We start from the raw sequence: 24,978 nt of genomic DNA on the forward strand, positions 1-24,978 counted from the left end.
GACGGAAAGGCCGGATCAGCGTGCAGGTCGGATCAGGGCGTATTGGGCCCATTCGCCGCGGCGGAACAGCACGCTCAGCGGCTTGCCCTTGTCGGCCTTGGCGACCGCGGATTCGAATTCCTTGACGCTCGAGACCTCGATATTGCCGACGGCAAGGATCACGTCTCCTTCGCGCAGACCGGCCCTCGCGGCGGCATCGCTTGCCGCCTCGATGCGCACGCCGCCACGCATCTTGAGTTCCTTCTTCTGGGCTTCGGTCAGGTCGCTGACCGCGAGGCCGAGCGCCTTGCCGGCCGCCGACGGCTTGGCCTGCGGCTCCTCGCGCTCGGGCTGGCGCTTGCCGGCCGGCTTGGCTTCTGCATCGCCCTCGGCCACGGTGACCGAGAGCTCGCGCGTACTGCCGTTGCGGAACACCGTCAGCGTGTTCTTGGCGCCGGGCTTGGTGCTGGCCACCGAGCGCGACAGGTCGCTGGGCGTCTCGATGGCCTTGTCGCCGTACTTGGTGATGATGTCGCCCTCGCGCACGCCGGCCTTGTCGGCTGCCGAACCCGGCACCACGCTGCTCACGAGCGCACCGCGCGCCTTGCCCAAGCCGATGGATTCGGCCACGTCCTTCGAGACCGAGCCGATGGTCACGCCGATCAGCCCGCGCGAGACGCGCCCGGTGGCGCGCAGCTGGTCGCTGACGCGGATCGCCTCGTCGATCGGAATCGAGAACGAAATGCCCATGTAGCCGCCCGAGCGCGAATAGATCTGGCTGTTGATGCCCACCACTTCGCCGCGCAGGTTGATCAGCGGGCCGCCCGAGTTGCCGGGGTTGATGGCGACGTCGGTCTGGATCAGGGGCACCAGGTCGCCGGTGTCGCGCTGCTTTGCGCTCACGATGCCGGCGGTCACGGTGTTCTCGAGGCCGAAGGGCGAACCGATGGCCATGACCCATTCGCCAACCCGCAGCTTCGAGATGTCGCCAACCTTCACCACCGGCAGGCTCGTCGCCTCGATCTTGACCACGGCGACGTCGCTGCGCTTGTCGGCACCGATCAGCTTGGCCTTGAACTCGCGCTTGTCGGTCAGCGTGACGAGGATTTCGGACGCGTCCTCGATCACGTGGGCATTGGTCATGACATAGCCGTCGGCGGACAGGATGAAGCCCGAGCCCACGCCGCGCGGACGCTCTTCCTCCTGCGGCTGCTGCGGCCGGTTCGGGCGCGGGCCTGGACGCGGGTTGCCGGGCAGCGGCTGCCCGAAGAAGCGCCGGAAGAATTCCTGCATCTCCTCGTCCATTTCGCCGCTGCCGCCGCTGGAGGTCACTTTCTCGACGGTACGGATCCCGACCACGGCCGGCCCCACCTGCTCCACGAGATCGGCGAAATCGGGCAATCCGCGCGCCTGCGGCGTCTGTGCACTGGCCGGCGCGGCCGGCAGGAAACCCACGGCTGCCGAACAGGCCACGCCGAATGCGAAGAGATAGGAACGAAGCTTGTGTCCCTCGACTTTGAACATCATCGGTTTTCTTTCAAAAGAACAGAGCGGCCAAAAGAAGAGCTATGAGTCGGTGATACGGACTTGGTTCAGCACCATCGTCCTGCGCATGCGCAGCAGGTCAGCGCGTGCGCGAGAGGCTTTGGGCGAACGCATTGAGCGTCTGCTGCGGCACCTCGCCCACAGCGGTCAGCCACCAGTCGCTCGCCGGTTCGGGCAGTCGCCGGCGAATGGCGTTGGTTGCCCCGATCGTCAGCACACCATCCCGAGGCGCACGCTTTTCATCGTAGCGCTCGATGAAAAGCGACACCGAGGCCAGGCCATCGGAGAAGGTCCATTGCACGGTGCGGTCCTGCCCCGCCTTGTCGTCGCTGCCGGCCGGACGCCGGTAGAAGCTGCGCGGCTTGAAGCCGGCCACCGGCGCCTTGAGGACCCAGCCTTCGTCCTGCGCGCTGGTGCGTTCGAGCTCCAGCTTCTCGACGCGGTAGCCGCTGGTGTTGGTCATCATCTGCGCGAGCGCCTGCGCCTTGACCGGTGCGTCGAGCTGCAATTCGGAAAACGCCGACTGCTCCACCACACGGGATTCGGCATCCACGGTCTGCAGCTTCACCACCAGGCCGGAGCGGCGCTCGCTCCAGATGCGATAGCCGAAGCGCAGCCCGTCGTGCGGCACCAGCTGCACCACGTCGGCATCGAAGCCTGCCACGCGGTCCTTGCCGACGGCCCGCACGTCGTAGAAGTCGCCGATCGACGAATCGGGCTTGTCGGGCAAGTTGGGGAACAGGTCGAGATTCTCGCGCTTCTCGACCTTCACGACCTTCGCCTCGGGCAGGAAGGTCATCACATGGTGGTTGCGCCTGAACGTGGAGCGCGGCGGTCCCGACAGGGCCTCGATGCGCTCGATCTGCAGATCGCCGTCGCGCACATGCCAGATGCGTGCGCTCGACAGGTCGCCGCCCGCGGCCGAAACCACGAAGGTGCCAACGTAATTGCGCTGCCGGGCTCCCGTATGCATGCGTTGCAGCCATTCGACGACGCTCATCGAGGGCGGCGCATCGCCAGCCTGGGCCGAGGCCGTCCCCCTGGGGTTCGCCGGACCAGGCCGGGTCTGCGCGGCCGCGATCTGCGCAAGACAAAAAGCAGCGAACACCAGCGCGAACGCGCGTGCGGAGATCGGCATCTGAACGGTCATTGGAGAGAGACAGGCGCGGATCAGCGCGCAGGGCCTTCGAAGGTCGCGTTGCGCAGGAAGCCCGAGGGCATTTGCGACGCGCCACCGGCCTGCTGGTGCGCTTCGAGCAATTGGTCGAGCCGCGGATCGCGCAGCATGACCTGCGGACTGCCGTTGCCGACCATCACACGGGTTGGCGTGAGCGCGGCCGTGGGCGGAAGCTGGCTGTTGGCGGCCGCGGCGGCCAGCACCGAATTGGCGGCCGGCTGCTGCTGGGCAGCTGCGATCTGGGCACCCAGCGACGACGCGCCAATGCCGTTGCCGACCAGGGTCCAGCTGATGGCGGCAACCGCCACCAGCGACGCGGCGCCGGCCACCAGCTTCCAGCGGAAGACCGGCTCGTTGGCTGCGTCGGCCCTGTGTCGCGCCGTCAGCACCGCGGGTGCTGCGGCCGGCGCCGGCGCCGCGATGACGGGCTCCGCGGCCAGGCGCTGCTGGAAGCGGGCCAGGAATGCGTTGCTGTCGCTGCAGGGCGAATGGGCGCCCGAGCGCAGGATGTCGCCCACCAGGTGATAGGCGCGCCAGGCACCGCGCGCATCTTCTTTCGCGCAGACGGTGTCGATGGCCCGCGCGAAGTCCTCGCCATGCAAATGACCGTCCGCCAGCGCGGACACCTGTTCACGAACCGTCATCGTCTGATTCATTTCATTCACCTGCTTACCTACCAACGCTTGCCGGACTGGTTGTCCAGCAGCGGTTTGACCCTGGCCGAAATGGCCTCACGCGCCCGGAAAATACGCGAGCGCACCGTGCCGATAGGGCAATCCATGACCTCGGCGATCTCTTCGTAACTCATGCCCTCGATCTCGCGCAGGGTGACCGCCTGGCGCAATTCGGGCGGCAATGCTTCCATGGCCGCCTGGACCACCTGGGCGATCTCGTTCGCTGCCAAGACTGATTCGGGAGTTTCGTCGCTGATTGGTTCGTTTCCAGGGCGGTAAGTTTCATCGTCCTCGTCAGAAGACGGCCGCAGGGCGCTTTCGGAGATGGTCGGGTCGCGCTTCATGTCGACCAGCGCCTTCTTGGCGGTGTTGACCGCAATCCGGTAGAGCCAGGTGTAGAACTGGGCATCGCCACGGAACTGGTGGAGCGCGCGGTAGGCCCGGATGAAGGTTTCCTGGGCGATGTCTTCGACCAGGTCGACGTCGCGCACCATGCGCCCGATCAGGCGCTCGATCCGGCGCTGGTACTTGATGACCAGCAGCTCGAAGGCCTTCTGGTCACCCGCGACCGTGCGCTGGACCAGCTGGAGGTCGACCTCGCCCGGACGCGGCGCCTCGGCGGACCCATTCGGGCAAGCCGGAGTCCGGTGGCACTGGCGGCGGAGAAGTTGTCATCGGGGAGGTTCAGGGCGCATCGGCAGGCGCGGTGGCTCGCCACGGCTCGCCCGCAGGCGAGGCGGACGGGGCGCGCGAATATACCGCACGGCGCACATCGCGCCAGCGTTCCGGCATGGCGCGCTGCTCGATCCATATCCACCGTCCGGCGCGGCCCGGCCGGGTCAGCCGGACCAGCAGCAGCGATTGCAGGTCGAGCGCCACGGCGGCGCGCGCCGCGTGAACGGCCCGGCCGGGGTCGGCGCCCGTCAAGGTCCAGCACAGGCCGTCGAAGTGCAGCATGGCGGCACCGTCGCTCCGCAGCCCGAGTCCGGCCGCAATGCCTGAAAACAGGACGCTCAGAACCAGCAGCAGCTGGCGCCAGCCGACGCTATCGATCAAATAGCACGACAGGCCCGCGCAGCAGGCACCCAAGGCCCACGTGGCAAGCAAGATCCGGGTCGCGCCGCGCGAGCGCCCCACCGGATAGGTCACCGATGGCGCGCTGTACATGGAAGAGCAAGGTTCAAACGCGCTTGAACACCAGCGTGCCGTTGGTGCCGCCGAAGCCGAAGTTGTTCTTGACCGCGACATCGATCTTGAGATCGCGCGCCTGATTGGCGCAATAGTCGAGGTCGCACTCCGGATCCTGGTTGAAGATATTGATGGTCGGGGGGCTCTTCTGGTGATGCAGCGCAAGCACCGTGAACACCGATTCGATGCCGCCGGCGCCGCCCAGCAGGTGGCCGGTCATCGACTTGGTCGAGTTCACGACGAGCTTCTTCGCGTGATCGCCGAAGGCGAGCTTGACCGCGTTGGTCTCGTTGAGGTCGCCGATCTGCGTCGAGGTGCCATGCGCGTTGAGGTACTGGACCTCATCGGCGTTGACGCCGGCATTGGCCAGCGCCATGGCCATCGAACGACGGGGGCCGTCGACGTCGGGCGCGGTCATGTGGTACGCGTCGCCGGTCAGGCCGAAGCCCGAGACTTCCGCGTAGATCTTGGCGCCGCGCGCCTTGGCATGCTCATACTCTTCGAGCACCAGCACGCCGGAGCCCTCGCCCAGCACGAAGCCGTCGCGGTCCTTGTCCCACGGGCGCGAGGCCGTTGCGGGATCGTCATTGCGCGTGCTCAGTGCACGCGGCGCAGTGAAGCCGCCGATGCCCAGTGGGGAAATGGTCGACTCGGCGCCGCCCGCGATCATCACGTCGGCATCGCCGTATTCGATCATGCGTGCCGAGGTGCCGATGGCATGCAGGCCCGTGGTGCAGGCCGTGACGACCGCGATGTTCGGGCCCTTGAAGCCGTACTTGATCGACACGTGGCCCGAGATCATGTTGATGATGGAAGCCGGCACGAAGAACGGCGAAATGCGGCGGGGGCCGCGGCTCGCGTATTCGCCGTGCGTCTCTTCGATCATCGGCAGCCCGCCGATGCCGGAGCCGATGTTGCAGCCGATGCGCACGGCTTTCTCGTAAGGCAGCGCTTCGCCGGTCGGCAGTCCGCTGTCCTGCACCGCCTGGATGGCGGCGGCAAGCCCCAGATGAATGAAGCGGTCCATGTGACGCGCTTCTTTCTCCGAGATGTATTGTGTGATGTCGAAACCCTTGACCTCACCGGCGAACTTGCAAGCGAAGGCGCTTGCATCGAACGCGGTGATGTTCGCAATACCCGACTTCCCGGCCAACAGGTTGGCCCAGGATTCGGTTGCGGTGTTTCCGACAGGAGCGATGCAACCGAGTCCGGTCACGACGACGCGGCGTTTGGTCATGCCGGCAAACCTTTCTGGAAGCGCTGAAGACTGATGTCGGCGCGTACGGGGCTGAAGAAGAAAAGCGCCGCCGGCCGAGACAGTTCCAACTGGGCCCGATCAGGCCTTTTGATTCTTGGTGGCGTAGTCGACGGCGTTTTGCACCGTGGTGATCTTCTCGGCGTCTTCGTCGGGAATCTCGATCCCGAATTCGTCTTCGAGTGCCATCACCAGTTCGACCGTGTCGAGCGAGTCTGCGCCGAGGTCGGCCACGAAGGCCTTCTCGTTCGTTACTTGGGACTCTTCCACGCCGAGTTGCTCGGCGATGATTTTCTTGACACGTGCTTCGATATCGCTCATTTGGTTCCCTCTGAGGGTTGTAGGTAACAGTGGATTTTAGCCGGGCGCATTGTGGCATTTGCCGTGCGCCCGGTACGGGAAAAGATTGCGCCTTGCGGCTACATGTGCATGCCGCCGTTGACGTGCAGTTCCTGCCCCGTCACGTAGGACGCCTGGGGCGATGCGAGGTAGGCCACTGCATGTGCGATGTCGGCCGGCTTGCCCAGGTGGCCCAGCGGGATCTGCTGCAGCAACGCCTGCTGCTGTGCTTCGGGCAGGCTGGCCGTCATGTCGGTCTCGATGAAGCCCGGCGCCACGCAGTTGACCGTGATGTTGCGGCTGCCCAGCTCGCGGGCCAGTGCGCGGGTCATGCCCGCCACGCCGGCCTTGGCCGCCGCGTAGTTGGCCTGGCCGGCATTGCCGGAGGCGCCCACCACGCTCGTGATGCTGATGATGCGGCCATAGCGCTGCTTCATCATCGGGCGGATCACCGCGCGCGAGAGGCGGAACACGGCCTTGAGATTGGTGTCGAGCACCGCGTCCCAGTCGTCGTCCTTCATGCGCATGGCCAGCGTGTCGCGCGTGATACCGGCGTTGTTGACCAGCACGTGGATCTCGCCGTAGGCCTTGACGATCTCGTCGACCAGCGCCTCGACGGCGACGGCGTCGTTCACATCGAGTGCACGGCCGCGGCCGTCGAAGGCGCTGAGCGCCGAAGTGATCTTTGCCGCGCTGTCCTCGGTGGTGCCGGTGCCGACCACCTTGAGGCCGCGCTGCGCCAGCTCGAGCGCAATGGCTGCTCCGATGCCGCGCGATGCGCCGGTGACCAGGGCGACTTGCCCTTCGAATTTGGGAATGCTCATAAAAGAAGTGTCGGGGCCCTGCGCCGTTCAGCCGGCGAGCGATTGTCGGGTGTCCGCGAGCGTCGCCGGGTCGTACACCGACGCGGCTTCCAGCTCGGGGGCGATGCGCTTGACCATGCCGGCCAGCACCCTGCCCGGCCCGCACTCGATGATGGAGGCTACGCCGCGCAGTTTCAAGGCCTGCACGCTTTCGACCCAGCGAACCGGACCGGCGGCCTGGCGCACCAGGGCGTCGCGGATGCGCGCAGGGTCGGTCTCGACAGCCACGTCGATGTTGTTCAGCACCGGAATCTGCGGCGCAGCGAGCGTGAGGGTGGCGAGCTTTTCGCGCAGCGCCTCGGCCGCGGGCTTCATCAGGCTCGAATGGAACGGCGCCGACACCGGCAGCAACAGCGCGCGCTTGGCGCCGTTGGCCTTGAGCAATTCGCAGGCCTTGTCGACGGCCGCCTTGCTGCCGGCGATCACGGTCTGCATGGGATCGTTGAAATTCACCGCCTCGACGATTTCGGCGCTGCCTGCACCGAACGATGCCGTGGCTTCCGCGCAGCCCGCCACGACCTTGCCGGCTTCCATGCCCAGCACGGCCGCCATGGCGCCGACCCCGACGGGCACTGCCTGCTGCATGGCCCGCGCCCGAAAACGCACCAGCGGCGCGGCCTGCGCGAGCGTCAGCACACCCGACGCGACCAGCGCCGAATATTCACCCAGCGAATGCCCGGCCACCACCGAAGGCGTTGCCCCGCCCTCGGCGAGCCAGGCGCGCCAGGCGGCAACGCCGGCCACCAGCATCACCGGCTGGGTGTTGGTGGTCAGCGCAAGTTCTTCCTTCGGGCCGTTCTTGATCAGCCCGGCGACGTTTTCGCCCAGCGCTTCGGAGGCTTCGCGCAGGGTTTCGGCCACGGCCGGGTGATCGCCCCAGGCGTCGAGCATGCCGACGGCCTGGGAGCCTTGACCCGGGAAGACAAAAGCAAAGGATTTCATTTTTATTAAAGCGTGGTGTCGCATCGCTGCCCGCAGGGGGCATGGCCATGCACTACAGATTCAATAGCACCGCGCCCCAGGTGAAGCCCCCGCCCACGCCTTCCAGCATGACGGTTTCGCCCTTCTTCACCTTGCCGGACCGCACGGCCTCGTCGAGCGCCAGCGGAATCGAGGCGGCCGAGGTGTTGCCATGCTCGTTGACCGTGACGACGAGCTTTTCGCGCGGAAGCTTCAGCTTCTTTGCCGTGCCTTCCATGATGCGGATGTTGGCCTGGTGCGGAATGAGCCAGTCGATGTCGGCCTCGGTCTTGCCTGCTTTCGCAAGCGTGGCGCGGGCGGCATCCTCGAGCACGCGCACCGCCAGCTTGAACACGGCCTGGCCGTCCATGTGCAGCAGCGGCGTCCCCAGCACATTGCCGCCGGAGACGTGACCGGGCACGCAAAGGATGCCGACGTGCTTGCCGTCCGCATGCAGGTCGCTCGCCAGGATGCCCGGCTCCTCGCTGGCCTCGAGCACGACGGCGCCGGCGCCGTCGCCGAACAGCACGCAGGTGGTGCGGTCGTTGAAATCGAGAATGCGCGAGAAAACTTCGGCGCCGACCACCAGCGCGCAGCGCGCCGTGCCGGTGCGGATCAGGGCGTCGGCCACGGTCAGCGCATAGACGAAGCCGCTGCAGACCGCCTGGACGTCGAAGGCGGGGCAGCCGGCAATGCCGAGCTTGTTCTGAAGAATGGCCGCCGACGACGGAAACACCATGTCGGGCGTCGAGGTGGCGACGATGATCAGGTCGACGTCTTCCGCCTTGCGGCCCGCGGCTTCGAGCGCGTGCCTGGCGGCCTCGAGGCCGAGATCGCTGCTCGTGACTTCGGGCGCTGCGAAGTGGCGTGCATGGATGCCGGTACGCTCGACGATCCATTGGTCCGAGGTTTCGATGCCGCGCGATGCCAATTCCTTGGCAAGGTCGTCATTGGTCACCCGGCGCGGGGGCAGATAGCTGCCGGTGCCGGTGATGCGTGAATAAGGGCTCATCAAACGTGGAGGGCCGTCGCGTCGGCTGGCACCGCGGGCTCCTGCCGCGCGAGCAATGGCGCGGCGTGAGCGATGCGGGCCCGCACGCGATCGAGCAGGTTGTTGCGAGCGGCATCATAAGCGCGATCCAGCGCATGTCCGAAAGCCACTTCGTCAGCCGAGCCATGGCTCTTGAAGACCAGGCCGCGCAGGCCCAGCAGCGCCGCGCCGTTGTACCGTCGATGGTCAAGCCGGTTTTTGAACGCTTTTAGGACCGGATAGGCAACAATTGCCGCGGCCTTCGTGAAAATGCTCCGCGAGAATTCGACGCGGATGAATTCGCCGATCATCGAGGCCACGCCTTCGCTGGCCTTCAGCGCGACGTTTCCAACGAAACCGTCACAGACCACGATATCTGTCGTGCCCTTGAAAATGTCGTTACCTTCCACGTTGCCGTAAAAGTTCAAGTCCTTGGAATTGGCGGCCGTACGCAGCAGTTGGCTTGCTTTTTTGATCGTTTCGCTGCCTTTGATGGCTTCTTCGCCAATATTGAGCAGGCCGACCGAAGGCGCTTCGTTGCCCGTGAGCGCCGAAACGAGTGCGGAGCCGAGCACGGCAAACTGGAGCAGGTCTTCCGCGTCGCAATCGACGTTGGCCCCCAGGTCGAGCACCGTGGTGGCGCCACCCTTGGCATTGGGAAGCTGGGGCGCGATGGCCGGACGATCGATGCCATCGAGCGTCTTGAGCAGGTAGCGAGCAATGGCCATCAAGGCACCCGTGTTGCCGGCGGAGATGGCCGCCTGCGCGGCGCCATCCTTGACCTGCTGGATCGCGACGCGCATCGAAGAGTCTTTCTTCTTGCGCAGGGCGATTTCAATCGGATCGTCCATGCCCACCACTTCGCTGGCGGCGACGATGCGCGCGCGCGGATGCGCGGCAAAGCCCGCCAATGCCGCGGGCGCACCGACCAGCAACAACGAGGCTTCGCTGTGCCGCTCGAGAAACGCGCGGCAGGCCGCAAGCGTGACGCGCGGCCCATGGTCGCCTCCCATGCAATCCACGGCAAGCGTGATTGCGGAAGGCGCAGCGGTGGGTTCGGGGGAAGAAGGCGTAGCCATCAAAACAAAGGCCCGACGCTACGGCAAAAGTAGCTTCGGGCCTCGGCCTTGGGATGCGAGATCAGGCTTCGGACTTGTTCTTGAGCACCTGGCGGCCACGGTAGAAACCGTTGGGGCTGATGTGGTGGCGCAGGTGCGTTTCGCCAGTGGTCGGCTCGACGGCAATGCCGGGAACGACCAGCGCATTGTGGGAACGGTGCATGCCGCGCTTGGAAGGCGACTTCTTGTTTTGCTGGACGGCCATGATGGCTCCTGGACTGTTGAGTGAGTGATTGGATGCGCTCTCTTGCGGTGGCAATTCAGGGGCATGCATGGAATGCCCTGGTCTGTCTTGCTGCTCACGGCGGCGCGCGCGAAGCCCGTGATTATAGCCCAGGCGCCGGGAAAGGGCTACTTGCCCTCTTCCGGCTTGCGTGAGCGCAACGCCCCGAGCACCGCGAAAGGGTTCGGCTTGGCCTCTTCGGCCGCCTGGAAGTCTTCGTCGCTGGACGAGAGCTGGACCGGTACCGGGCAGACCTCGTGCACGGGCATGGCCGGAATTTCCATCAGGAGCTCGTCCTCGATCAGGGCGGGCAGGTCGAAATCCCGGCTCACGACGAGCAGGTCTTCCTCGGATTCATCGTCTTCGGCCTCCGCCGTGGCCTCGTCGGCGACGAAACGGAACCAGCGGTCCACCACCAGCGGCGCCTCGACAGGCGTCAGGCAGCGCTGGCAGGTCAGCGGCACGGTCGTCTCGGCTTCCAGATGCAGCCAGGGCACAGGCTTGCCGTCGGCGCCCGGGCGTTCTTCGCCGGTCGCCGCCCAGCGGACCACGGCGTCGGGCGCCGCAGCCGCCAGTTCGGCGGCAAGGCGCACATAGTTCGGAACCGGGTCGGTGGCGTCGAGGGTGGCGGCAGCGGCGGCAAAGCCGGCCACGTCGAGCCGTTGGGGGGCGAATTCTCTCTTCATCCGCACCAGTCTAGCGCGCCGGCCGCCTCGCCGCCCCGGATGCACGCCTGAGGGTTTTGCGGCAGCTCCCGCACAATCTGTCCCATGCAACGCCTCTTGATCCTCGCCTCGACCTCGCGCTACCGGCGCGAACTGCTGAACCGACTGCACCTGCCCTTCGATGTACAGCCCCCTGAAGTCGACGAAACGGCCCTGGACGGCGAAACGCCGCGCGAGCTGGCCGAGCGGCTGGCGCTCGAAAAGGCCCGCGCCGTGGCCGCCCGCTTCCCCGAGGCCGTGGTCATCGGCTCCGACCAGGTGGCCGATCTCGCCGGCGAGGCGCTCGGCAAGCCGGGCGACCATGCGCGCGCCACGGCCCAGTTGCGCAGGATGCGCGGCCAGACGCTGGTGTTCCAGACCGCGGTGGCCGTCGTCTGCGAGGCCACCGGCTTCGTCCAGCGCGACCTGGCGCCGGTCCGGGTGGTGTTCCGCGAGCTCAGCGACGCGGCCATCGAGCAGTACCTGCAGGCCGAGCAGCCGTACGACTGCGCGGGCAGCGCCAAGAGCGAAGGCCTTGGCATCGCCCTGCTGAGCGCGATCGACAGCGACGATCCGACGGCCCTGGTCGGCCTGCCCCTGATCCGCACCTGCCGGATGCTGCGCGCCGCGGGGGTCGAACTCCTGTGACCCACGGCAAGCTCTACCTCGTCCCCGCGCCGCTCGACTTCGGCTGCGACACCCAGGCACCGCTGCAGGACGCGCTGCCGCTGGGCACGATCCAGGCCGCCGCCGGAATCACCCACTGGATCTGCGAGAACGCCAAGTCGGCCCGCGCCTATCTGAAGCGGATCGATGCCGTCGCCCCGCTGGCCGCGCCGCTGCAGGCGCAGGACATCCGCGAGCTGCCGCGCGAGGTGCACAAGAAAGGCGACCACGCAGGCCAGTTCGATGCCCGCCCATTGCTGGCCGCCGCGCTCGAAGGCCACGACATCGGCCTGCTGAGCGAAGCCGGCATGCCGGCGGTCGCCGATCCCGGCTCCTCGGTGGCGCGCGCCGCGCACGACCTGGGCATTGCCGTGGTGCCGCTCACCGGCCCCGTCTCGCTGCTGCTGGCGCTGGCGGCGAGCGGCCTCAACGGGCAGAACTTCGCCTTCGTCGGCTACCTGCCGCAGGATGCGGGCGAGCGCCAGGTACGCATCCGGGAACTCGAGGCGCTGGCGCTCAAGACGGGCCAGACGCAGCTGTTCATCGAAACACCCTACCGCAACGCCGTGCTGCTCCAGGCGCTGGTGCAGACGCTGCAGCACAACACCCGGCTTGCGGTGGCGCGCGGCCTCACGCTCGCCAGCGCCCATGTGCGCAGCGAAACCGTCAAGTCCTGGCGTGCCAAGGCGCAGGCCACCACGGACGAACGCCTGCCTGCCGTGTTCGCGATCGGGCGCTGACGATGGTGGTGACCGCTGGCACGCGCTGGGCCTCGCGGGCGCAGTTCTTTTCTTCCGGCTTCATCTTTGCGACCTGGGGCATCCATGTTCCGACGGTCAAGGCGCACTACGGCATCGACGAAGCCCAGCTCGGGCTGACCCTGCTCGCGGCCGGCGCCGGAGCGATGTTCGGGCTGACCAGCGCCGGGCGCTGGATCGGCCGCCACGGCCCCCGCCGCATGGCCGCGCTCTGCGGCTGCGTCTATGCCTTGCTGCTTGCCGGCCTGATCGCGATGCCGGGCTATCTTTTCCTGCTGGCCTTGCTGGCGGTATTCGGCCTGGTGACCAGCGTGTTCGACGTGGCCATCAACACCGAGGCGGCGCAGCTCGAGCTGCATGGCGGCAAGCCCCTGATGAGCGGCATGCATGGCATGTTCAGCCTGGGCGGCATGGCCGGGGCGGCGAGCGGCAGCGCAGCGCTGGCCGCCGGGCTCGGGGCGCAGGCGCATCTGCTGTGGGTTGCGGCGGCGATGGTGCTGGTCGTGGCCGTCTCTTCGATGTACATGCTGCCCAATCCGCGCAGGGCAAACGATGCAGCCCCGGCCGACCATCGCTTTCGGCTGCCCCGCGGCATGCTGGCCGTGCTTGGCGTGCTCGCCGCGCTGGGCCTGATTGCCGAGGGCGCCATCTACGACTGGAGCGTGCTCTACATGCAGCAGGAACTCGGCAGTCCGCAAAAGCAGGCCGCGCTGGCCTACGCGAGCTTCTCCGCGGCCATGGCGGCCGCGCGCTTTGGCGGCGACACCCTGCGCGCACGCTTCTCGCCAACGGCGCTGCTGCGCGGCAGCGGCATTCTTGCGGCGGCGGCCATGACGCTGGTGCTGCTGACCGACCTGCCCTGGCTCGCCCTGGTCGGCTTTGCGGGCGTGGGCATCGGTTTCGCGAACGTGGTGCCGATCCTGTTCGGCGCCTCGGCCCGCGTGCCCGGCACGGAGCCGGCGATCGGCATTGCCGCTGTTTCGGCCGTGGCCTATCTGGGGTTCATGGCTGGCCCGGCAGTGATCGGCCTGCTGGCGCGCGCCAGTTCGCTGACGGCCGCGCTGTATGTGGTCGTGGTCTTTGCCGCAGCGCTGGCGGCCTCGGCCCGCTTCACGGCCGACGCCGGCAACCGGGCCTGATGCGCCCCGCCGCCGGCTTCAGCGCAGCGCCGGCGCGGCCGTCTGCAGCGATCGCACGGTGGCATCGCCCATCGCGGCGCCGAATTTCTTGGCGAGCTTCTCGGCCACGTTGTCGCGCCGGGTGTAGTCGGTGACCTCTTCGGCCTTGATGACTTCGCGCGCCACGTAGTCGACATTGCCCAGCTGGTCGGCCAGGCCCAGTTCGACGGCCTGCTCGCCGCTCCAGAAAAGGCCGCTGAAAAGCCCCGGGGTGTCGACCTTGAGCCGGTCGCCGCGCCCGTTCTTCACCACGTTGATGAACTGCGTGTGGATCTGGTTCAGCATGGTCTGGGCATGCGCGCGCTGCGCGTCGCTCATCGGGCTGAACGGATCGAGGAAGCCCTTGTTCTCCCCTGCCGTCAGCAGCCGGCGCTCGACGCCGACCTTTTCCATCACGCCGGTGAAGCCGAAGCCGTCCATCAGCACCCCGATGCTGCCGACGATGCTGGCCTTGTCGACGAAGATCTTGTCGGTGGCAGCGGCAATGTAGTACGCGGCCGAGGCGCAGGTTTCCTCGACCACCGCGTAGATCGGCTTCTTGTGCTTGGCCTTCAGGCGCTTGATCTCGTCGCTGATGATGCCCGCCTGCACCGGGCTTCCACCGGGCGAATTGATGAGCAGCACGATGCCCTTGGCGCCCTCGTCCTCGAAGGCGGTCTTCATGGCAGCCACCACGAATTCCGCGCTGGCGTCGCCGCCATTGGCGATCTCGCCCTTGATTTCGACCACCGCCGTGTGAGCTGTGGTCTTGGCGGCGCTCGGCGCGCTGCGCGACATTGCCAGCCAGACCAGGAAGATGAAGAAGGCGAGCCACGAGAGGCGCGTGAAGGTCTTCCACCGGCGCGCCGCCTTCTGCTCGTTCAGCGAAGCGAAGGCGAGCTTCTCGAGCGTTGCGCGCTCCCATCCGGGACGCTGCGTGGGGTCTTTGGCCATGTTTCTCGGCGCGCCCTGCGAGGACGCAATGGGAGTGGCCGGCTCAAAAGGATCAAAACCTTCGGGTTCCGTGCGGTTCGGGTCGGTCATTGTCAAAAAATCGGGGGATGGAGGTTCCAGGCAGTATGCCAGTGCACCACGCCGTCACGTTCGCTGAGGGCGATCTTCACGAGCCCGCCGCGGCACGGGCCGCCGGCGCATTCGCCGGTGTCCGGCCGGTAGACCGCGCCGTGGGTGGCGCAGAGCAGCCACTGGCCGCTGTCGTCGAAGAAGCGGTCGGGCTGGAAATCCAGCTCCATCGCCACGTGGCTGCATCGATTGAGGTAGGCATGCGGCTGCCCTTCGAAGCGCACCGCAAAGGCCCGGCAGGTTTCGCCGCCATAGACCACATCGAAAGGCACGGCCCGGCCTCCTTCGACCAGATCCGGGGCATTGCACAAGGGAATGCGCTGTTCTTCGCTCATGCCACCATTTTCAGGCGTTGCCCAGAAGCCATGACTCCAGGCTGGCCACCGAGTGGGCGACGAACAGCGGCTTCAGTTCGTCGAAGCTCCCGGGCTCGTGCGCGCCGTAGCTCACGCCCACGCTCGCGCAGCCGGCATTGAGCGCCAGCTGCAGGTCGTGCGTGGTGTCGCCGATCATCAGGGTGCGTTCGGCCGGCACCTCGAGTTCTTCCATGAGTTCGAGCAGCATGCGCGGGTGCGGCTTGCCGAAGGTTTCGTCGGCAGTGCGCGAGGCGTCGAAGCGGTCGCGCAGCGCGACAGACTTCAGCGCCTCGTTCAGGCCGCGGCGCGACTTGCCCGTGGCCACGGCGAGCTTGTGGCCGCGCGCGCGCAGCGCGTCGATCATCTGCAGCACGCCGTCGAACAGCACGAGATCGTCCTGGTGCTGCAGGTAGTGATAGCGGTAGCGCGCGCCGAGCTCTGCGTATTTCTCCTTCGGCACGTCGGGCGCGGCGCGCGCCAGGGCCTCGGCCAGGCCCAGGCCGATCACCCATGCCGCATCGTTCTCGCTGGGCTTGGCGCCGCCGACGTCGATCACGGCCGCCTGGATGCAGCGCACGATGAGCCGCGTGGAGTCGTAAAGCGTGCCGTCCCAATCGAAGGCGATCAGGTCGAAGCGCAGGGGTCTGGAAGAATCAGTCATTGGCCGTAGGAGTGGGATGTTGGGCGAGCGCTTCGATCGCCTGGGGCGGCATCAATGCACGCAGCTCGGGCGGTAAGCCGGCTTGCAGCGACACGCGCTCGCCGGTCGCGGGATGGCTGAACTGCAACCGCCAGGCATGCAGGAACATGCGCCTGAGGCCGAGTTTCTGCAGCACGCGCTGGCGATCGAAGTCGCCGTACTTGTCGTCGCCGGCAATGGGATGCCCGGCCGATGCAAGGTGCACGCGGATCTGGTGCGTGCGGCCGGTCTTGATGGTGACCGCCAGCAGCGACAGCGGCGTGGCGTCGCCGGGGAGCGTGAGGCGCGCCAGCACACGCACCAGCGTCACGGCCCGCATGGCATCGGGATGGTCCTTGGCAACCACCCGCACGCGGCGCTCGCCGGCACCCGCGCCGTCGCCCGGCAGCAGGTACTTGGCAAGCGGCGCATCGAGCACCTTCTTGTTGGCGGGCCAGGCGCCCTCGACCAACGCGAGATAGGTCTTGCCGGTCTCGCGCTCGCGGAACTGGTCTTGAAGCGCCACCAGCGCGCTGCGTTTCTTGGCCACCAGCAGGATGCCCGAAGTCTCGCGGTCGAGCCGGTGCACCAGTTCGAGGAACTTGGCGCCCGGGCGCGCCGTTCGCAGCTGCTCGATCACGCCAAAGCTCACGCCGCTGCCGCCATGGACCGCCACGCCGGCGGGCTTGTCGATGGCAAGCACCGCGTCGTCTTCGAGCAGCACCGGGAATTCGCGCGCCGGTGCGGGCGGCGTGGCGCCTTCTTCCGCGCGCGGCGAAATCCGTACCGGCGGCAACCGCAGCACGTCGCCGGCCTCGATGCGGGTTTCGGCCTGCGCGCGCCCCTTGTTGATGCGCACCTCGCCCGACCGGATGATCCGGTAGACATGCGTCTTGGGGACGCCCTTCAGATGGCGGAACAGGAAGTTGTCGAGCCGCTGGCCCGCGGATTCCGCATCGACGGTGATGAACCTGATGGCCGCATGCGGCGCTCCGGCCCCGGCCGCAGCCTTTTGAACTGCGGGATCTGGAACTGCGGGATTTGGAGCGGCCGCAGGGCTTTGCTTCGCACCTATAATGTTTTTCACCAGCGCGGTCGTGTAAGTGCTTGATTAGACAGAAGTTTAGATCACTGCAGTCAAACGCCCAGGACAACGCTGTGAGGTCGATGCCGCTTTGGCGCCGAACCTGCAAACCCCGCGCAATTGCGCAAAGTGGCAGGCGTAGCGCCCAAGTCAAGCCGACACCCACGAAACACCGATACGGAATACCAGCCTGCAGCTTCCAAGCTGCCGGCGGATCGAAGCGAGTCCCTTGTGTTGATGCTGCTGATTCAAATGTGCCTGCGCTGGCCCACCTGGCTTCTGCCAGCGGCCTCAGGCATTGAATTGTTCACAGCGCGCGCCACTATTGCGCAGCCAGCTATCAATAAGATAGCTGCTCAACACCGAACCTGGCTCGCGCCCATCCACGCGCCCCCACCCCGGCTGTCTTCTTGAGCTGAACGCTCAAGAGGCCTGTTCGCGCCTGGCGCGGCAGTGGCAGCATCCGGGGCCAAGCGGCAATTCCCCTCGTTTCGCGGGCGTCGTCCGTGCATCGTTGGCCCGTCATGGGCCTGTAGAACGATACATATAAGGACAACGCATCATGAAGCGGATGCTGATCAATGCCACGCAGGCCGAAGAACGCCGCCTGGCCATCGTCGACGGGCAAAAGCTCCTCGACTACGAAATCGAGATCGAAGGGCGCGAACAGCGCAAGGGCAACATCTACAAAGCCGTCGTGACGCGCGTCGAGCCCTCGCTCGAAGCCTGTTTCGTCGACTACGGCGAAGACCGCCACGGCTTCCTGCCGTTCAAGGAAATCTCCAAGCAATATTTCGCCGAAGGCGTTTCCGCCAGCCAGGCACGCATCCAGGACGTCATCAAGGAAGGCCAGGAACTGACCGTCCAGGTCGAAAAGGAAGAACGCGGCAACAAGGGCGCGGCCCTCACCACCTTCATCTCGCTGGCTGGCCGCTATGTCGTGCTGATGCCCAACAATCCGCGCGGCGGCGGCGTGAGCCGGCGCATCGAGGGTGAAGACCGCGCCGACCTCAAGGAGGCGATGGACCAGCTCGAGTACCCCAAGGGCATGAGCATCATCGCGCGCACCGCCGGCATCGGCCGCTCGGCGCCCGAACTCCAGTGGGACCTGAACTACCTGCTCAAGCTTTGGACGGCCATCGACGGCGCGGCCAAGGGCGGCAAGGGCGCGCCTTCCTGATCTACCAGGAATCGTCGCTCGTCATCCGCGCGATCCGTGACTACTTCAATCACGACATCGGCGACATCCTGATCGACACCGACGACATCTACGAGCAGGCACAGCAGTTCATGGCGCACGTCATGCCCGAGCATGCCGCCCGCGTGAAGCGCTACCGCGACGATGCCGCGCTGTTCAGCCGCTTCCAGATCGAGCACCAGATCGAATCGGCCTACGCCCGCACCGTGCAGCTGCCCTCGGGCGGCGCCATCGTGATCGACCACACCGAGGCGCTGGTCTCGGTCGACGTCAACTCGGCGCGCGCCATCAAGGGCGGCGACATCGAGGAAACCGCCACGCGCACCAACCTCGAAGCCGCCGACGAAGTGGCCCGCCAGATGCGCCTGCGCGACCTGGGCGGCCTGATCGTCATCGACTTCATCGACATGGACGAGTCGAAGAACCGCCGCGAAGTCGAAAGCCGCCTGCGCGACGCGCTGCGGCAAGACCGCGCCCGCGTGCAGTTCGGCTCGATCAGCAAGTTCGGCCTGATGGAAATGAGCCGCCAGCGCCTGAAGCCGGCGCTCAGCGAAGGCTCGTCGATCCCCTGCCCCCGCTGCGGCGGCTCCGGCCACATCCGCGACACCGAGTCGAGCGCACTGCAAATTTTGCGCATCATCCAGGAAGAGTGCCTGAAGGACAACACGGCCGCCGTGCACGTGCAGGTGCCGGTCGAAGTGGCCTCGTTCCTGCTGAACGAAAAGCGCCCCGAAATCGCCAAGATCGAGCTCAAGCAGCGCGTCACCGTGCTGATGGTGCCCAACAAGACGCTCGAAACGCCGAACTACAAGCTCGAGCGCCTGAAGCACGACGATCCGCGCCTGGACCACATCGAAGCCAGCTACAAGATGGCCGACGAGATCGAGGACCCGACCTCGGTCACGCGCCGCTCGCAGGAGCCCACCAACAAGCAGACGCCGGTCATCAAGGGCGTGCTGCCCGATGCGCCGGCGCCCGTGGTGCCGCCCCGGCCCGAACCGGCGCGTGCGCCTGTGGCCGTGGCCCCGGCACCGGTCGCGCCGCCCGTCGCGCGCGCACCGGCACCGGCCGAGACCGGCTTCTTCGCCCGCATCAAGAGCTGGTTCGGCGGCACGCCGGCACCGGCTCCCGCACCGGCCGTGATTCCGATCGAGCCTCCGAAGCCCACACGCCGTGATGGCGGCCGCCCGGGCCGCGACGGCGAAGCGCGCGGCGCCCGCGATGGCGAACAACGCCGCGGTGGCCGCGGCGGCGAAGGCCGCGGTGAAAACGCAAGCCGCTCCGGTGGCCGCGACGGCGAACGCCGCGGCGGCCGCGGTGGCGAGCGCCGCGAAGGACGCGGCAGCGAGATCCGCAGCGAAGCGGCCCAGCCGCGCGAGCAGCGTGAACCTCGTGAGCAACGCGAGCCGCGTGAGGTCCGCGAACCTCGCGAGCCCCGCGAAGCACGCGGCCCGCGCGAAGGCGAACAGCGCCGCGGTGGCCGTGGCGAGCGCCGCGAAGGCGAAGGCCGCGAAGCACGGCCGGCACCGGCCGAGCTGATCGACGGCAGCCTCGAAGCGCAGCAACTGGCATCGGCTGCACCGGTCGGCGATGAAGGCAATGCGCCGGCAGAACGCGCACCGCGCGCCCGCGGTGAACGCCGGGAACGCGGCGAACGGGCTGATCGTGGAGAGCGCGGCGAACGCAGCGAACAGCGCAGTGGCACCGATGCACCGCGCGAAGCATCCGGCGGCGACAACGTTGCCGCAGCCCAGGACGGCGTGCAAGCCGAACGCGCACCGCGCGGTGGCCGCGAAGAACGCGCTCCGCGAGGCGACCGCAACGACGGCCGCCGCGAGCGCCGCAGCGAAGGCCAGCCGCGTTTCAGCAACGGCGAAGCAGCACCGGCCAACCTCGACGAAGCGGACATCCGCATCGCCGAGACGGCCGAGATGGCACCGGCCAATGAAGGCGAGATCGGCACTGGCGAGCAGCAGGCACCGCGCCGCGAAGGCGAAGAGCGCCGCGGCCGTTCGCGCGACCGCTACGGCCGCGACCGCCGCGAACGCGGTCCGCGCGACGACAGCGAAGCCAACGCGGCTGGCGCATCGGCCGACAACGCCGAAGCCGGCGAAGCACCGGCACGACAGCAGCCCCAGCCTCTGGCAACGGCCGAACGCGCCGCAGTGCCCGAGGAAGAAGCGCGCGAACCGGCCCCGCGGAGCTACTTCGACCGCCCCGCAGCCGCAGCTCCCGCTCCGGCCGCTGCACCGGCTCCCGCTCCCGCTCCCGCTCCCACGGTCGCTGCCGCAGTCGCAGCAGCGGCGGCACCTGTCGCCGTCGAGAGCAGCAGCAGCAAGCCCGCGGCCAACGGCCGTGCACTGCCGAAGGTGCAAGCCTTCGAGCTGCCGCTCCACGAACTCGCGCAGATCGCCGAGAGCTCGGGCCTGCAATGGGTGAACTCGGACGCCGAGCGCATTGCGCAAGCCCGCGCAGCGATCGCGGCGGAGCCGAAGCCGGTGCACGTGCCGCGCGAGCGCCCGCCCGCCATCGCGCTCGACGACGGTCCGCTGGTGCTGGTTGAAACCCGCCGCGAGCTTGGCGCGATGACGCTGCCATTCGAAAAGGCGCCATCCGACGCACAAGGCGTGAACTGAAGAACCCCGGGCCCCAGGCCCGGGAACAATGAAAAACGGCGCCACAACATCGGCGCCGTTTTTTTATGGAGACTACAGAAGCGACAAATGGCTGCCGCAACGCCGGTCGGCCGATGCCGGTCAGGCCTTCTCGATCTGCGCCGCGCGCTTCCAGGCCTCGGCCGCATGTTCTGCGTCGCCGCGCGCCTCGGCCAGCTCGGCCAGTGCCAGCCATGCGCGGCGGTACAGCTCCGTGTCCTGCAGGCCGAGGCCGGCCTGGGTGAGCAGTTGCTGGGCCTTGCCCCAGAGCTGGCGTTTCATGCAGGCCATGCCCGCGAGGTACTGCAGGTTCGGATCGCGCGGGTTGTTGCGTTGCGCCGTTTCGATGCGCGCGAGCCAATCGGCATCCACCGAGTCGAGCCCCGCCTCGAGCGCGCGCGCCATCTTGACGCGCAGCGTATCGCCCAGGCCCCGGGGCAGCGACACCATGCGTTCCCAGGCCGGCAGCAACCAGCCGCGCGCCAGTGACAGGTCACCGCGCAGCGCCACCATGCGTTGGGCGGCGTGGATCGCGACCTCGGGCATTTCGCGCTCGGCGGAGTCGAGCTCGGCCCAGGCGCGAAGCAGTTGCGCCGGGTCGTGCGCGCCCGACAGCAGTTCGGTGGCGAGGCCGCGCACGATGCTCTGCGCCGCGGCATCGGAAAACGCCCGGTGCTTGGCGAGCAGCCGCGCCGTTTCCAGCGCTTCGAGCGTGCGCCCCTCCTGGCGGGCCGCCTTCAGCCGGATGCGCAGCGCGAGTGTTCGCCGCTGCACGCCTTGGGGAAGCTCCTCGAGCCGGGCCAGGGCCCCCGCGGGATCGCGATCTTCGAGTGCCCAGCGCGCAGCGCGCAGCTGCACGCCCTCGCGCGTCTCGGGACTGGCCAGCACGTTGCGATCGGCGCTTTCGTTGAGCGCCTGCTGCAGGTGCGCGTCGCGCGCGGGCCGGTCCTGCAGGGCCTGCGCGCTCTCGGCGGCCAGCAGGTGCGACAGCACGCGAACCTGCTGGGCCTGCGGCAGGCTCGCGCCGAGCGCGGCCAGCGTTTTCTCCTGCACCAGCGCAGCTTGCGCCGCCTTGCGCGCGCGAGAGAAGCGGCCCGACAGCATCTGCACCATGGCATCGAGCAGGGCCGAATGCAGCATGCGTTCCTTTTGCTGCAGCCGCCATTGGCGCGCCTGGGTCGGAAGCGAGAACAACGCCGCCAGGCCGCGCAATGCGAGATGAAGCAGCACGAAAGCGCCCAGCAGGATGACCAGCACCAGGTTCAGCGACAGATCGACGCGCCAGGGCGGCCAGAACACGGTGATCGTGCCCTGGTTGTTGCCCGCGAACAGCGCCACCGCCGCCGCGACGGCGAACAGCGCGAGGAGCCACAGTGCGGCTCTCATGTCAGGCCCCCCGCCGGGCCGCCCCAAGGGGGGCCTGCGCCCCCTCGGGGGGCAGCGAATACACGAAGAGATGAGCGTGGGGGCTCATATCAGCGCCCCGCCGCCGCCGTGGCCAGCGCGGACAGCGTGTCGTCGATGCGCGGAGCTTCGGAGGTTTTCACCAGCGCCTGCAGCTGCTGCAGCTGCGTGGCGGCGGCCTGCGTGCGCCGCGATGCGGGATCGAAATAGCGGTTCAGCGATGTGGCCACCGTGGCGAGTTCGCTGCGCGCGGCGTCCACCTGCCGCGACAGCAGCGAGAGCCGCGCATTGAGCAGCTTGAGCTTGAGGTTCTCGCGCAGGAAATACGTCTGGTCGGGCGCCAGCAGCACCGCCTCGGGACGCTCGATGCGCCCGACGCGCACCAGCGATCGCGCTTCGGCGCGCACCGTCAGCAGCACACGCTCCCACCAGGCCGCATCGGCCGGAATGGGTTCGGGCTGCCAGGCGTTGAGCCCGGAGCCGCGCGTGGCCACGGCGTTGAGCGGCGGCAGGTCGTCCACGCTGCGCATCAACTCGTCGAGTTTTTGCAGCGCTTCGCCGCCGTCGGCGCTCGCGCTGCTGCGCAGGCGGTCGGCGTCGCGCTGCATGGCGCGCTGCAGCGGCGCCAGCCTGGGCTGCGCGGCGCGTGCGATGCGCAGGTCGCCGGACTTGAGGGCCGCCAGCAAAGGCTCCGCGCTGCCCGTGACCTGCGCCTGCTGCAGGGCCAGGCGCACGGCCGATTCGATGTCGACCACGAGGTTCTCGTCGCGCGAACGCGAGAGGCTCTGCATCAGTTCTTCGAGCTGCGAGCGCTGAAGCGCGACTTCGGCAACGCGGGTTTCGGTCAGGGCGGTGCGTGCCGCGGTATCCCGCACCGTGTCGATGGCCTGCCGCGCGAGCGTGCGCGCCTCGAGCGACTGGGCCAGCGCATCGGCGCTCTGGCGCGCCAGCTGCTCCTGCATGCCGCCGACCTTCTGCCAAAGCGAAATGGCCATCGCCAGGGCCGCCAGCGCCACGAGGGCCAGCAGGCCGAAGCCGATGCGGGAGAGCGTCCTTGCGGCGGCCGCCTGCGATTCCAGCGACTGCGCCACCGCCAGCGTGGCGGGCACCGGGGCGGCGGCGGATGGGGGGGAGAAGTCGTCGGACGGGGACGCGGCACTCATGTGAAGGATTCTATCGACGCGATCAAGGCTTCTCGCAGAGGCGAGCACACGCGCACCGAACCGAATCCTGCGGCCCGCGCGACTTCGCCGATGCGAGGATGGGTTGCCACAGCGCTTGCCGCATGCCAGTCGGTGCCCGGCATGGCATCGCGCAGGTTGGCGATGGCCTCCGAGCTGCTGAACAGCCAGACCGCGCGCCCCGCAGCGCCATCGAGCGCCAGCGCGCGCGCCGTGCCGTCGAAAGATGGCGGCAGGCGCCGGTAGGCGACCACGGTGTCGCGCAGCCCCTGCGCGGCATCGATCTCGTTGGCGAGCCAGTCGCGCCCGCTCGGGTGGCCGGCCGCATCGCCGCCGCGCACGATCAGCACGCGCACGCCTTGGCCGACCTGTCCGCTCACGCGCTCCCACAGGGCCTCGGAGTCGAAGCGGGCGGCATCGGGAGGCGGTGCGTCGATCGCGTCTTGCGGCACGCCGGCGCGCAAGAGCGCGCGCGCGGTGCCCGGTCCCGTGGCCCAGAAGCGCGGGCCGGCTGCGCGTTGTCCTTCTTCCGCATGCAGGAAGAAGTGCTCGACGGCGGTGGCGCTCACGAACATCAGCGCCGCGTAGTCCGCAAGCCGCTTCCACGCCTCGCGCAGCGGTTCCGCGTCGGCGGCGGGTTCGATGGCGATCAGCGGCAGCACCGCCGCATCCAGCCCGGCGGCCCGGAACTCGTCCGCCCATTGCGCGGCCTCGCGCGCCGGCCGCGTGACGATGACGGGCTTGGCAGCCATCGTTCTTTCTTTCGGAAAATCTTCAGTGCGCGCCGGCGTCGCGCAGCAGCGCGGCGGCGCGTTCGCCGAGCGCGCTGGCCTGCGCGAAGTCGGCGGCCGGGGCCTGCGCATGAACCCGCACCAGCGCGGCATTGCCCTCGGGGTCGCCCCAGGCCGCATCGACGCGCAGCGCACCGTCGGCTTGCCAGCGCGCATGGGCTGCGAGCGGCATGGAACAGCTGCCGCCCATCGACCGGCTCACCGCGCGCTCGGCGGCGGTGGCGAGCCAATCGCGCGGATGCGACAGCGTGGCCAGCAGCGCGATCAGGTCCGTGCGGTCGGCCCGCACCTCGATGCCGAGTGCGCCCTGCCCCGCGGCCGGCAGCATGGTGTCGGGATCGAAGGCGACGCGGATCCGGTGCTCCAGGCCCAGCCGCTTGAGCCCGGCCGCCGCAAGCACGATGGCGTCGTACTGGCCTTCGTCGAGCTTGCGCAGGCGGGTGTCCAGGTTGCCGCGCAGCGGCTCGATGCGCAGGTCGGGCCGCAGCGCGCGCAGCAGCACCACGCGCCGCAGGCTGGAGGTGCCGACGACGGCGCCCTGGGGCAGTTCGTCGAGCGAGGCGTGGCGCGGCGACACCAGCACATCGCGCGGGTCTTCGCGCTCCAGCACGCAGGCCAGCACGAAGCCGTCGGGCAGATCCATAGGCACGTCCTTGAGCGAATGCACCGCGATGTCGGCGCGGCCTTCCTCGAGGGCGAGTTCGAGTTCCTTCACGAAGAGGCCCTTGCCGCCCACCTTGCTGAGCGACTTGTCCAGGATCTGGTCGCCCCGCGTGGTCATGCCCAGCAGGCTCACCGTATGGCCTCTTTCCTGCAGCAGCGCTTGCACGTGTTCGGCCTGCCACAGGGCCAGCCGGCTTTCGCGCGTGGCGATCACGATATTGCTCAAGACCGCTCCCAAAAAGTACATGT

The 24,978-nt window shown here is 68.0% G+C and carries 24 protein-coding genes and 1 pseudogene; 4 read left to right on the forward strand and 21 right to left on the reverse strand.

Features of this window, described 5'->3' with window-relative positions; genetic code table 11:
- Positions 1-15: 15 nt before the first annotated feature.
- From QFZ47_RS06130 to QFZ47_RS06190, 13 genes are all read right to left on the reverse strand, one after another.
- Positions 16-1,506, reverse strand: coding sequence for a DegQ family serine endoprotease (locus tag QFZ47_RS06130; protein ID WP_307654799.1), 1,491 nt, complete (start codon positions 1,504-1,506; stop codon positions 16-18).
- Positions 1,507-1,603: 97 nt separating this feature from the next.
- A complete protein-coding gene (locus QFZ47_RS06135) occupies positions 1,604-2,674 on the reverse strand; it encodes a MucB/RseB C-terminal domain-containing protein (protein WP_307654800.1) in 1,071 nt (356 codons plus the stop codon).
- Positions 2,675-2,694: 20 nt separating this feature from the next.
- A complete protein-coding gene (locus QFZ47_RS06140) occupies positions 2,695-3,357 on the reverse strand; it encodes a sigma-E factor negative regulatory protein (RefSeq protein WP_307654801.1) in 663 nt (220 codons plus the stop codon).
- 17 nt (positions 3,358-3,374) lie between these two features.
- Positions 3,375-3,959, reverse strand: coding sequence for an RNA polymerase sigma factor RpoE (gene rpoE / locus QFZ47_RS06145; protein WP_307658891.1), 585 nt, complete (start codon positions 3,957-3,959; stop codon positions 3,375-3,377).
- A 100-nt stretch (positions 3,960-4,059) separates the two neighbouring features.
- Positions 4,060-4,482 carry a hypothetical protein gene (locus tag QFZ47_RS06150; protein ID WP_307654802.1) on the reverse strand — a complete coding sequence of 141 codons (423 nt, stop codon included), beginning with the start codon at positions 4,480-4,482 and terminating at the stop codon, positions 4,060-4,062.
- Positions 4,483-4,555: 73 nt separating this feature from the next.
- Positions 4,556-5,800: a beta-ketoacyl-ACP synthase II gene (fabF, locus tag QFZ47_RS06155; protein ID WP_307654803.1), complete on the reverse strand. Its 1,245-nt coding sequence runs from the start codon at positions 5,798-5,800 to the stop codon at positions 4,556-4,558.
- 99 nt (positions 5,801-5,899) lie between these two features.
- Entirely contained in the window at positions 5,900-6,139 is a 240-nt protein-coding gene (acpP, locus tag QFZ47_RS06160; protein ID WP_007830471.1) for an acyl carrier protein, read from the reverse strand.
- A 98-nt stretch (positions 6,140-6,237) separates the two neighbouring features.
- Positions 6,238-6,981: a 3-oxoacyl-ACP reductase FabG gene (fabG, locus tag QFZ47_RS06165; protein ID WP_307654804.1), complete on the reverse strand. Its 744-nt coding sequence runs from the start codon at positions 6,979-6,981 to the stop codon at positions 6,238-6,240.
- Between the two features lie 27 nt (positions 6,982-7,008).
- Positions 7,009-7,962 carry an ACP S-malonyltransferase gene (gene fabD / locus QFZ47_RS06170; protein ID WP_307654805.1) on the reverse strand — a complete coding sequence of 318 codons (954 nt, stop codon included), beginning with the start codon at positions 7,960-7,962 and terminating at the stop codon, positions 7,009-7,011.
- 52 nt (positions 7,963-8,014) lie between these two features.
- Complete coding sequence (locus QFZ47_RS06175) at positions 8,015-8,992, reverse strand: beta-ketoacyl-ACP synthase III (RefSeq protein WP_307654806.1); 978 nt, start codon at positions 8,990-8,992, stop codon at positions 8,015-8,017.
- Positions 8,992-10,089, reverse strand: a complete 1,098-nt coding sequence (gene plsX / locus QFZ47_RS06180) for a phosphate acyltransferase PlsX (protein ID WP_370880566.1) — start codon at positions 10,087-10,089, stop codon at positions 8,992-8,994. The genes QFZ47_RS06175 and plsX overlap by 1 nt, the downstream gene beginning before the upstream one ends.
- Positions 10,090-10,150: 61 nt before the next feature.
- Positions 10,151-10,333, reverse strand: a complete 183-nt coding sequence (gene rpmF / locus QFZ47_RS06185; protein ID WP_007830466.1) for a 50S ribosomal protein L32 — start codon at positions 10,331-10,333, stop codon at positions 10,151-10,153.
- Between the two features lie 146 nt (positions 10,334-10,479).
- Positions 10,480-11,037, reverse strand: a complete 558-nt coding sequence (locus tag QFZ47_RS06190; RefSeq protein ID WP_307654807.1) for a YceD family protein — start codon at positions 11,035-11,037, stop codon at positions 10,480-10,482.
- A gap of 84 nt (positions 11,038-11,121) precedes the next feature.
- On the opposite strand from QFZ47_RS06190, the gene QFZ47_RS06195 reads away from it, so the two are divergent.
- From QFZ47_RS06195 to QFZ47_RS06205, 3 genes are read left to right on the forward strand one after another with little or no spacing between them, the layout of a single operon-like run.
- The gene (locus QFZ47_RS06195) at positions 11,122-11,703 is read left to right on the forward strand and encodes a Maf family protein (RefSeq protein ID WP_307654808.1); all 582 of its coding nucleotides are present in this window, start codon (positions 11,122-11,124) and stop codon (positions 11,701-11,703) included.
- Entirely contained in the window at positions 11,700-12,461 is a 762-nt protein-coding gene (locus QFZ47_RS06200; RefSeq protein ID WP_307654809.1) for an SAM-dependent methyltransferase, read from the forward strand. The genes QFZ47_RS06195 and QFZ47_RS06200 overlap by 4 nt, the downstream gene beginning before the upstream one ends.
- 2 nt (positions 12,462-12,463) lie before the next feature.
- Positions 12,464-13,618, forward strand: a complete 1,155-nt coding sequence (locus QFZ47_RS06205) for an MFS transporter (RefSeq protein WP_307654810.1) — start codon at positions 12,464-12,466, stop codon at positions 13,616-13,618.
- 18 nt (positions 13,619-13,636) lie between these two features.
- Here the strand turns inward: QFZ47_RS06205 and QFZ47_RS06210 are convergent, their stop codons facing one another.
- The 4 genes from QFZ47_RS06210 to QFZ47_RS06225 are packed head-to-tail and all read right to left on the reverse strand — an operon-like array spanning position 13,637 to position 16,841.
- Positions 13,637-14,680: a S49 family peptidase gene (locus tag QFZ47_RS06210; protein ID WP_307654811.1), complete on the reverse strand. Its 1,044-nt coding sequence runs from the start codon at positions 14,678-14,680 to the stop codon at positions 13,637-13,639.
- A gap of 2 nt (positions 14,681-14,682) precedes the next feature.
- The gene (locus QFZ47_RS06215) at positions 14,683-15,054 is read right to left on the reverse strand and encodes a Rieske (2Fe-2S) protein (protein WP_307654812.1); all 372 of its coding nucleotides are present in this window, start codon (positions 15,052-15,054) and stop codon (positions 14,683-14,685) included.
- 10 nt (positions 15,055-15,064) lie between these two features.
- Positions 15,065-15,736, reverse strand: a complete 672-nt coding sequence (locus QFZ47_RS06220; RefSeq protein WP_307654813.1) for an HAD family hydrolase — start codon at positions 15,734-15,736, stop codon at positions 15,065-15,067.
- On the reverse strand, positions 15,729-16,841 hold the full coding sequence (locus QFZ47_RS06225) for an RluA family pseudouridine synthase (protein WP_307654814.1): 1,113 nt from the start codon (positions 16,839-16,841) through the stop codon (positions 15,729-15,731). Before QFZ47_RS06225 ends, QFZ47_RS06220 begins: the two co-directional genes overlap by 8 nt.
- 559 nt (positions 16,842-17,400) lie before the next feature.
- On the opposite strand from QFZ47_RS06225, the pseudogene QFZ47_RS06230 reads away from it, so the two are divergent.
- Positions 17,401-20,672: pseudogene (locus QFZ47_RS06230) on the forward strand (Rne/Rng family ribonuclease).
- Positions 20,673-20,792: 120 nt separating this feature from the next.
- Here the strand turns inward: QFZ47_RS06230 and QFZ47_RS06235 are convergent.
- From QFZ47_RS06235 to hemC, 4 genes are all read right to left on the reverse strand, one after another.
- Entirely contained in the window at positions 20,793-22,076 is a 1,284-nt protein-coding gene (locus QFZ47_RS06235; RefSeq protein WP_307654815.1) for a heme biosynthesis protein HemY, read from the reverse strand.
- An 89-nt stretch (positions 22,077-22,165) separates the two neighbouring features.
- Positions 22,166-23,257, reverse strand: coding sequence for a uroporphyrinogen-III C-methyltransferase (locus QFZ47_RS06240; RefSeq protein WP_307654816.1), 1,092 nt, complete (start codon positions 23,255-23,257; stop codon positions 22,166-22,168).
- Positions 23,254-24,027 carry a uroporphyrinogen-III synthase gene (locus QFZ47_RS06245; RefSeq protein WP_307654817.1) on the reverse strand — a complete coding sequence of 258 codons (774 nt, stop codon included), beginning with the start codon at positions 24,025-24,027 and terminating at the stop codon, positions 23,254-23,256. The genes QFZ47_RS06240 and QFZ47_RS06245 overlap by 4 nt, the downstream gene beginning before the upstream one ends.
- Positions 24,028-24,049: 22 nt before the next feature.
- A complete protein-coding gene (gene hemC, locus QFZ47_RS06250) occupies positions 24,050-24,976 on the reverse strand; it encodes a hydroxymethylbilane synthase (protein ID WP_307654818.1) in 927 nt (308 codons plus the stop codon).
- Positions 24,977-24,978 lie beyond the last annotated feature (2 nt).

The sequence above is a fragment of the Variovorax paradoxus genome, from assembly GCF_030815975.1.
Taxonomy (GTDB): Bacteria; Pseudomonadota; Gammaproteobacteria; order Burkholderiales; family Burkholderiaceae_C; genus Variovorax; species Variovorax paradoxus_N.